This window comes from Ornithinibacter sp. (genome assembly GCF_035443565.1).
Classification (GTDB): domain Bacteria; phylum Actinomycetota; class Actinomycetes; order Actinomycetales; family Dermatophilaceae; genus Fodinibacter.
In genome coordinates this window covers 1-1825 of the sequence record NZ_DAORSO010000300.1, presented here as the reverse complement: position 1 = coordinate 1825, position 1825 = coordinate 1, and the positions used below count along the sequence as shown (strand labels likewise).

The following is a 1825-nucleotide window of genomic DNA, read 5'->3' as shown; positions in this document are numbered from 1 at the left end:
GCAGCCGACGGTGCGCTGACGGCATCCGGCCCGCTCCCGAGGCCACACACTGGTGGGGTGACGTCGACCCGCCTGCCCGTGCAGTTCTTCACCCGTGACGTGCTCACCGTGGCCCGCGACCTCCTGGGATGCCGGGTCACCCGTGGGGGTGTCACCGTGCGCCTCACCGAGGTCGAGGCGTACGCCGGAGGCGCGGACCCGGGCTCGCACGCCTTCCGCGGTCGATCGCCGCGGACCGAGGTCATGTTCGGACCGGCCGGTCGGCTGTACGTCTACTTCACCTACGGCATGCACCACTGCGCCAACATCGTGACCGGCCAGCCGGGTACCGCCTCCGCGGTGCTGATGCGGGCCGGCGAGGTGGTCGCGGGGCACGCGCTGGCCGCTGAGCGGCGGCCGGGGGTGCGGGAGCGTGACCAGGCCCGCGGCCCGGCGAACCTGGCGATGACCCTGGGCCTGACCCGTGCGCACGACGGGCTGTCCCTCGTGGGTGCGCGAGCCGGGGGCCGGGTCGAGCCGCCGGAGACACCGGTCGATGCCGCGACGGTGCGCACCGGCCCACGGGTCGGGGTCAGCGGGGCGGGTGGCGACGGCACGGCGTACCCGTGGCGGTTCTGGCTCGACGGCGAGCCCACCGTGAGTGCCTACCGCGTGGCCAGGACCCGGAACGGCAGGGCCGGTTGATGCGTCCGACACGTATGCGCATGGTCATTGCCGCCGTCCTCGCCGCCGCTGCCCTGCCGCTGGCCGCCTGCGGCAGTTCCCCGAGTGAGCCCTCCCCGGGTGCTGCCAGCAGCCAGGCCGTGCCGATGGTCACCGCGGTGCCCGCAGCCACGGCGCCGGTGACGGGCCTGGGCACGGTCATCGAGAAGCCGGGCAGCCCGCCGGAGCTGTGCCTCGGGCCGGTCGCCGAGTCCTGGCCGCCGCAGTGCCAGGGCATACCGCTCGTCGGCTGGGACTGGGCGAGCAACCCACCCGACTCCGAGACGGAGGCCGGGGCGCCGGTCACCAGGTGGGGCACCTACGCCATCACCGGCACGTTCGACAGGACGACGCTGACGGTCACCAGTGCCGTGTCGTTGGCCCTCTACGACGCGATGGCGCAGCCGAGCCCGACCCCCGTGCCACCGCCCGACCTCAGCGACGCGCAGTGGGATGCCGTGGAGAGGGCGCTTCGCGCCACGCCCGGGCTGCTCACGTCGGGACGCTCGGACGACCGCGGCCCGGTGCTCGTCTCCGTGGTCCACGACGACGGGTCGATCCAAGCCTGGGCCGACGACTCCTTCGGCTCCGGCGCAGTCGTGGTCACCTCCGCCCTGCGCTGAACTCCTCGCTGTAGGAGGCGATCTCGGCGCGCAGGGCTGCGGCCACGTCAGCCGGGGCGAAGGACGCGTCGAGCGCGGCCCGGGCGAGGTCCGCGACACCGTTCTCGTCGAGGTCGAGCAGGTGGGCAGCGATCTCGTACTCGCGGTTCAGCGTGGTGCCGAACATCGGCGGGTCGTCGCTGTTGACGGTGACGACGACGCCTGCATCGCGCATCGCTCGGATGGGGTGCACGTCGAGGTTCTCGACGACGCGGGTCGCGATGTTGCTCGTCGGGCACACCTCGAGCGGGATCCGGTGCTCGGCGAGGTGCTCGAGCAGGCGGGGATCCTGCACTGACGTCGTCCCGTGGCCGATCCGTTCCGCCCCGAGGTGGGTGAGGGCGTCCCACACCGACTGGGGACCGGTGGACTCACCGGAGTGCGGCACGCTGTGCAGCCCGGCGGACCGCGCGGCGGCGAAGTGCGGCGCGAACTGCGGTCGTGGCACGCCGATCTCGGGC

General features: G+C 73.6%; 3 protein-coding genes. 2 read left to right on the top strand and 1 reads right to left on the bottom strand.

What is annotated here, in order from left to right; genetic code table 11:
* Both PLL68_RS14665 and PLL68_RS14660 read left to right on the top strand, forming a co-directional pair.
* The coding region (locus tag PLL68_RS14665; protein WP_502910728.1) for a DNA-3-methyladenine glycosylase at positions 1–684 on the top strand (684 nt) is incomplete at its 5' end.
* 20 nt (positions 685–704) lie between these two features.
* Entirely contained in the window at positions 705–1325 is a 621-nt protein-coding gene (locus tag PLL68_RS14660) for a hypothetical protein (RefSeq protein ID WP_324535343.1), read from the top strand.
* Here the strand turns inward: PLL68_RS14660 and PLL68_RS14655 are convergent.
* A partial coding sequence (locus tag PLL68_RS14655) for an amidohydrolase family protein (protein WP_502910727.1) occupies positions 1306–1825 on the bottom strand: 520 nt, incomplete at its 5' end. The two genes, PLL68_RS14660 and PLL68_RS14655, sit on opposite strands and share 20 nt — an antisense overlap.